At 73.9% G+C, this 5,890-nt stretch carries 7 protein-coding genes and 1 pseudogene; 2 read left to right on the forward strand and 6 right to left on the reverse strand.

Annotated elements, in window-relative coordinates; translation table 11 throughout:
• The 3 genes from F8271_RS29315 to F8271_RS29325 all read right to left on the reverse strand — a co-directional run.
• The coding region (locus F8271_RS29315; protein ID WP_225854846.1) for a hypothetical protein at positions 1-312 on the reverse strand (312 nt) is incomplete at its 3' end.
• Positions 312-1,847, reverse strand: coding sequence for a replication-associated recombination protein A (locus F8271_RS29320; protein ID WP_151493072.1), 1,536 nt, complete (start codon positions 1,845-1,847; stop codon positions 312-314). The genes F8271_RS29320 and F8271_RS29315, both read right to left, overlap by 1 nt.
• A 74-nt stretch (positions 1,848-1,921) precedes the next feature.
• Positions 1,922-2,134 carry a hypothetical protein gene (locus F8271_RS29325; RefSeq protein ID WP_007458297.1) on the reverse strand — a complete coding sequence of 71 codons (213 nt, stop codon included), beginning with the start codon at positions 2,132-2,134 and terminating at the stop codon, positions 1,922-1,924.
• A gap of 127 nt (positions 2,135-2,261) precedes the next feature.
• Here F8271_RS29325 and F8271_RS29330 point away from each other — a divergent pair, with 127 nt between their 5' ends.
• Positions 2,262-3,002 carry a GNAT family N-acetyltransferase gene (locus F8271_RS29330; protein ID WP_151493073.1) on the forward strand — a complete coding sequence of 247 codons (741 nt, stop codon included), beginning with the start codon at positions 2,262-2,264 and terminating at the stop codon, positions 3,000-3,002.
• A gap of 4 nt (positions 3,003-3,006) precedes the next feature.
• Here F8271_RS29330 and F8271_RS29335 read toward each other — a convergent pair whose 3' ends face one another.
• The 3 genes from F8271_RS29335 to F8271_RS29345 all read right to left on the reverse strand — a co-directional run bounded on the left by F8271_RS29335 (position 3,007) and on the right by F8271_RS29345 (position 5,776).
• A complete protein-coding gene (locus tag F8271_RS29335) occupies positions 3,007-4,284 on the reverse strand; it encodes an MFS transporter (protein ID WP_225854847.1) in 1,278 nt (425 codons plus the stop codon).
• Between the two features lie 55 nt (positions 4,285-4,339).
• The gene (locus F8271_RS29340; protein ID WP_151493074.1) at positions 4,340-4,948 is read right to left on the reverse strand and encodes a transcriptional regulator; all 609 of its coding nucleotides are present in this window, start codon (positions 4,946-4,948) and stop codon (positions 4,340-4,342) included.
• A gap of 63 nt (positions 4,949-5,011) precedes the next feature.
• Entirely contained in the window at positions 5,012-5,776 is a 765-nt protein-coding gene (locus tag F8271_RS29345; protein WP_151493075.1) for a sugar nucleotide-binding protein, read from the reverse strand.
• Here F8271_RS29345 and F8271_RS29350 point away from each other — a divergent pair.
• Positions 5,768-5,890: pseudogene (locus F8271_RS29350) on the forward strand (amino acid--tRNA ligase-related protein); the annotation flags it as partial. The gene F8271_RS29345 and the pseudogene F8271_RS29350 sit on opposite strands and share 9 nt — an antisense overlap.

Genomic DNA, 5,890 nt, shown 5'->3' on the forward strand with positions numbered 1-5,890 from the left:
GTGCCGACCGGTGGCGCCGTCCGGCTCACCCCTGCGTACGCCGGGCGGGGTGGGCGGCGTCGGTGCGTCCGGCGGGGGCGCCGAGGCGCCACCGCGCGGGGTGGCGGCCTCCGCGGCGACACCCTCGGGACCGAGCTCCGTGCGCTGCTGCTTGGCCGAGCGCAGGTCGTCGATCCAGCCGAACTCCTCGCCCGACACCGGCTCCTCCGGCTCGGCCTCGGCTCGGCCTCGACCCCAGCGGCGGCCCTTGGGGCGGGTATCGCGCCGCTCGTCCGGGCTCTCGTCCGGGCGGTCCGCACCACGCGATTTCACTATTGACCCTCTCCTGCGGCGTTCGTGCCGCTGTCCTGCATCGTGCCGGGACCACCCGTGCCCGTCGTCGGGCGACCGTTCTCGGCAGCAGGCGCCGGCGCGGTCTGCTCCGTTACGCGCTGGTCGGCCGCCGGAGCGTCCGTACGGGTGGCCGGGGCGGGCAGCCCGCGCACGATGCGGCGCAGCAGCGGCAGCCGGGTGGCCACCGACCGCTCCGCCCCGTGCGGGCTCGGCCGGTAGTAGTCGGTGCCCACGAGATCGTCGGGAACGTACTGCTGGGTGACCACGCCACGCTGGTCGTCGTGCGGGTAGCGGTAGCCGGTCCCGTGGCCCAGCCCGCGGGCACCGGCGTAGTGCGCGTCGCGCAGGCCGCGCGGCACCGAGCCACCCCGGCCGGCCCGTACGTCGGCGATGGCGGCGCCGATGGCGGTGGTGGCCGAGTTCGACTTCGGTGCGGTGGCCAGGTGGATCACCGCCTGGGCGAGGTTGAGCTGCGCCTCGGGCAGACCCACGTACTCGACCGCGTGTGCGGCGGCGGTGGCCACGCTCAACGCGCCGGGGTCGGCCATGCCCACGTCCTCGCTGGCGAAGATCACCAGTCGGCGGGCGATGAACCGGGCGTCCTCCCCGGCGACCAGCATCCGGGCCAGCCAGTGCACCGCGGCGTCCACGTCCGAGCCACGCATGCTCTTGATGAACGCGCTGACCACGTCGTAGTGGGCGTCGCCGTCACGGTCGTAGCGCACCGCCGCCACGTCGACGGCCTGTTCGGCGGTGGCGAGGTCGATCCGCCCGGTGCCGAGCGCCGTGGCGGAGGCGGCCGCCGCCTCCAGCGCCGTCAGCGCCTTGCGGACGTCACCGGAGGCGAGCCGGACCAGGTGGTCCTCGGCGTCGGTGGCCAGGGTGAGGGTGCCGCCGAGGCCGCGCTCGTCGGCGACCGCGCGGCGCAGCAGACCCCGCACCGCCTCGTCGTTCAGCGGTTGCAGGGTGAGCAGCACGCACCGCGACAGCAGCGGGGAGATGACCGAGAAGTACGGGTTCTCCGTGGTGGCCGCCAGCAACGTGACCGTGCGGTCCTCGACGGCGGCGAGCAGCGAATCCTGCTGCGTCTTGCTGAAGCGGTGCACCTCGTCGATGAACAGCACGGTCTGCGGGCCGCCCGAGCGGCGTTGGCGGCGGGCCGTCTCGATGACCGCCCGGACGTCCTTGACACCGGCGGAGAGCGCCGACATGGCGACGAACCGGCGGTCGGTGGCCGCGGCGACCAGGTGCGCGATGGTGGTCTTGCCGCTGCCCGGGGGTCCCCAGAGGATGACCGACATCGGCGCGCCGCCGGAGACCAGTTGCCGCAGCGGTGCCCCGGGGGCGAGCAGGTGGTCCTGACCGACCAACTCGTCGAGGGTCGCCGGACGCATCCGGACGGGCAGGGGCGAATCATCCGCTACCGGAGTGAACCCGTCGACACCGGCGGGACCGTCGGGCGCGTTACGCGGCCCGGCGGGGGCACCGAGGGAGAAGAGGGCGTCGGACTCCATCACGAAGACAGTACCGGGCCGGGCCCACGACGCCGGAATCGCGCCGCGGGCCCGCCACCGGTGATCGGTTCCGGTCAGCCACGGCCGGGGCGACGGCCCCGGTACCAGCGGCCGCCGCCACCGCCGCGCGGGCCGCTGCCCACGCCGGCCAGGTAGAGCGAGAGCAGGAGCAGGCCGATGAGCACGAGCGTGTTCCAGTTGAACAGGTCCGGCGCGCCGAAGTCGGTGTTGAGCAGGTCGAGCAGCAGGGCAAAGCCAAAGACGATGGCCGCGAGAATGGCGAGCATGTCGGTCCTCCGGTGGGGGTTCCCAGTAGGTCGGCGCGTGATGTACCCAATCGGTCGACTCGCCAATCTCCACCGTGGATCAGAGTGCCCGCGCGGTTTCTCCGGGCCGGCTTCTAGGCTGTCCGTCATGATCATCGACGACCAGGTGCTCCACGATCGGGCCGACATCCTGGCCGCCGCCGGCCACCACCCGTTCGCCCGGCACGCGCTCTGGCGCGACGCGCCGGCGCGCGGCTACCGACGCGACGGCGCGGTGCTCTGGTTGGTGCCGCCCGAGCGCGGGTCCGGCGCCGACGCGATCGGCCCCGCCGGGTCGGTGCTCGACCTCGTCGCCGCGCTGACCGCCGAGGGGGTGCTGGGGCGCGACTCCCGGCTGCACCTGCCCCGACTCGACTCCGCCCAGGTGGCCGACCGGCTGGCCGTGGCCGAGCACGTCGACTGGGACTTCCACTGGACCGTCGCGGCCCCGCCGCACCAGCCCGACGAGCAGCGGGTCGTCCGGCTCACCGAGGCCGACCACCCGGCGCTCGACGCGCTGATCGACGAGGCGTTCCCGAGCACCACGTCCCGGCCGGGCGACTCCCGGGTGGTCGACTGGTACGGCATCCGGGCCGGCGGTCGGCTGGTGGCGTGCGGCGCGGACCGCAGCCGGGGTGAGATCGGTTTTCTCGCCGGCCTGACCGTGGCTCCCGACCAGCGGGGACGCGGCCTGGGTGCCGCGCTGACCGCCGGCATGACCCGGGCGCTGCTGGCGCGGTTCGACACGGTCGGGCTCGGCGTCTACCCGGACAACGTCGGGGCGGTACGGCTCTACCGACGGCTCGGTTTCACCGACACCCACCACCTCACCTCGATCCGCCTCGCCTGAATGGTCAACGCTGCTCTGCCGGCACGGGAACCGCGGGCTCCGCGGTGACCCGGCGACCGGCGCGCCAGGCGGGCAGGTACAGCGGGGCGGCGACGGCCAGCACCACCGCGCCGACCACCATGGCCGTGGCCACGCTGGTCGCGGCGGCGAGCGCGGTCAGCACCACACTGCCGAGCGCGGCGGCCGGCTGCGCCATCATCGAGTTCAGCGACAGCACGCTGGTCCGGTACGGGCCGTCCACCTGACGGTGCAGCAGGCCACTGTGCAGCGGGTTCGACGCGCCGTGCACGGCGTAGCAGGCCAGGTACGCCACCAGCACTCCCACCGGCCCGGCGAACAGGCCCATCCCGACGACCGTCGCGCCCTGCAGGATGCGCAGCAGGGCCGCTCCCGGTGCGGCACCGGGCCAGCGCAGCAGCAGCGGGGTCAGCGCCGCGCCGGCGGCCGAGACGATCCAGGCGGCCGAGTTGGCCGGTCCGAGCAGCGCGGCGGCGCGTTCCGGGTCGCCGACCACCTCGGCGAGACGGACCGGCAGCAGCGACTCGAAGGTCACCATGCCGAAGCCCCAGAACAACTCCACCGCCACCAGGGCCAGCAGCACCCGGGAGCGGCGCAGCAGGCCGACGGCCTGGCCGATCATCCGGGGCGCCTGCGCCACCGAGGTCCGCAGCGCCGCGATCCCGGTGGCCGGCCGTTCCTCGACCAGGAGGACGAGCAGCGCGACCAGCGCGGCCGCCTGTGCGACGATCGCGACAAGCACCGGCACGGTGAGCGCGCTGGCCGGCCCGATCGGGCCGAGCGCCACCAGGCCACCACTGAGCAGCGCGCCGGCGCCGATGGCCCCGCCGACGACGGTGCCGGCGTACCCGAGGCCCTTCTCGTACTCGGCCTGCGGGTCGGCGGCCAGGGTCGCGTCGACGTACCAGGACTCCAGCGGGCCGCTGTCCAGCGCCCGGTAGACCCCCTGCACGGCATAGACCAGGACGAACAGCCAGAACGAGTCGGCCACCGCGAACAGCGACAGCGAGACGAGGTTGAGCGTCCCGGCCGCGATCAGCAGGGGGCGTCGGCCGAGGGCGTCGGCGAGGCCGCCGGTCGGCAACTCCAGGGCCAGCACCAGCAGCCCCTGCGCGGTGAAGGCCAGGCCGATCTGCGGCAGCGACAGGCCGCGCTCCTGCATCAGCAGGATCATCACCGGGATCATCAACCCCGTGGGCAGCCAGCGCAGGCCGTACAGCGTGAGATAACGACGTCGGACCTGGCGGACGGTCAGGGCGCTCACCGTGCCTCCTCTGCTCGCGACTGCGGGACTCGCAGAACCGGCTCACTCCTCGCGCTCACTGGTACTCCTCCCGTAGCGGGTAGGCGGCCATGAAGACCTGCACCGGGCGGGCCTCCGGATCGGCGGAGTCGACCGGATCGGCCTCGCGGTGGTAGCGCTCCAGCACCCGCCACAACTCGGTCTTCAGCTCCTCCAGCCGGGCCGGCGGGATGGTCAGGAAGATGTCACTCATGCCGAAGGCGTCCCGCCAGGCGGGGGACCATTCGTGCTGGGTGGCGAACCAGCGGTCGGCGGTGTCGACGAGAAGCCGCACCTGGTCGCCCTGGATCCACTCGATCGCGGCCCGGGCGTCCGGGTCGTCGTCGAAGTCGGTCGGTTCCCAGTTGGTGACGTCGTGCGCGGCCTGCCACCAGCGCTGGCGGCCACTGCCCCGCTCGGGGTCCTCGACGACGAGCCCGACCTCGGCGAGTTGGCGCAGGTGGTAGCTGGTCGCGCCGGTGTTGGTGCCGAGCATCTCCGCGAGCGTGGTGGCGGTGGCCGGGCCTTTCACCCGCAACGCCCCGACCAGTCGCATCCGCAGCGGGTGGGCCAGCACCCGCACCTGTCGCTTGTCGATCCGTACCTCGCGTGGCTCCGGTCGCGAAGCCACTCCGTCATCGGCCATGACATGCACACTATCTCTGCACACTTTCTATGCACAAGAGTCCTGCATAGAAAGTGTGCAGAGTCAGCCGACGAGAACCTCGCGCACTCCCCGCAGCCGGGTGCGCAGCAGGCCGGCGGCGCGCGTGGAGTCCAGGCGCACGTCCAGAGGCCGCACCAGGCCGGTCTCCGCACTGGTGGTGGTCGTCAACCCGGCCGCGTCCAGGCCGTACCGCTCGGCGACCAGCAGGCCCAGCTCCGCCCGGCTGACCGCGTCGGGGCCGGCCACGTTGAGCAGACCGGCGTACGACGAGGCGACCAGCTCCAGCACGGCGTCGGCCAGGTCGGTGACGTCGATCGGGCAGCGCAGCTCGTCGGTGAACAGGGTGGCCCGGCCGGCGAGCGCGTCCCGACAGAGCTGGATCTGCTTACTGCCCTCCCCCACGATCAGGGAGGTGCGTACCAGGGCCGCACCGGGGTCGACCGCCCGGACGGCGGTCTCGGCCGCGGCCTTCGCGGCGCCGTACGCGTGCACCGGCGTGGGCGGCTCGTCATCGGCGTACGGCACCGGACGGCCGGCGTGCAGCGCGTCGCTGGACACGTGCACCAACCGGGCACCCGCCTCGGCGGCGGCGACCGCCACGTACGCGGCCCCGTCGGCGGTGACCGCCCAGTCCCGGTACCGGTAGGGGGTCCCGACCACGGCGTCCGGCCGCACCTCGGCGACCAGCGCGCGCACCGCGGCCCGGTCGGTCACGTCCAACCGCCGCGCGGGAACGCCCGGCACGGCGACCGCCCCGGAGTGGAAGGTCCCGACAACCGACCAGCCGGCGCTGACGCCCCGCCGCACGGCGGCATCGCCTTCGGCTGGGACCGGGTCTGCATGCTGCTCGCCGGCGCCGACTCCATCCGCGAGGTCATCGCGTTCCCGAAGACCCGGGGTGGGTTCGACCCGCTGACCGGC

Origin of the sequence: Micromonospora sp. ALFpr18c, from assembly GCF_008868155.1 — a bacterium.
In the GTDB taxonomy this organism is placed as follows: Bacteria; Actinomycetota; Actinomycetes; order Mycobacteriales; family Micromonosporaceae; genus Micromonospora.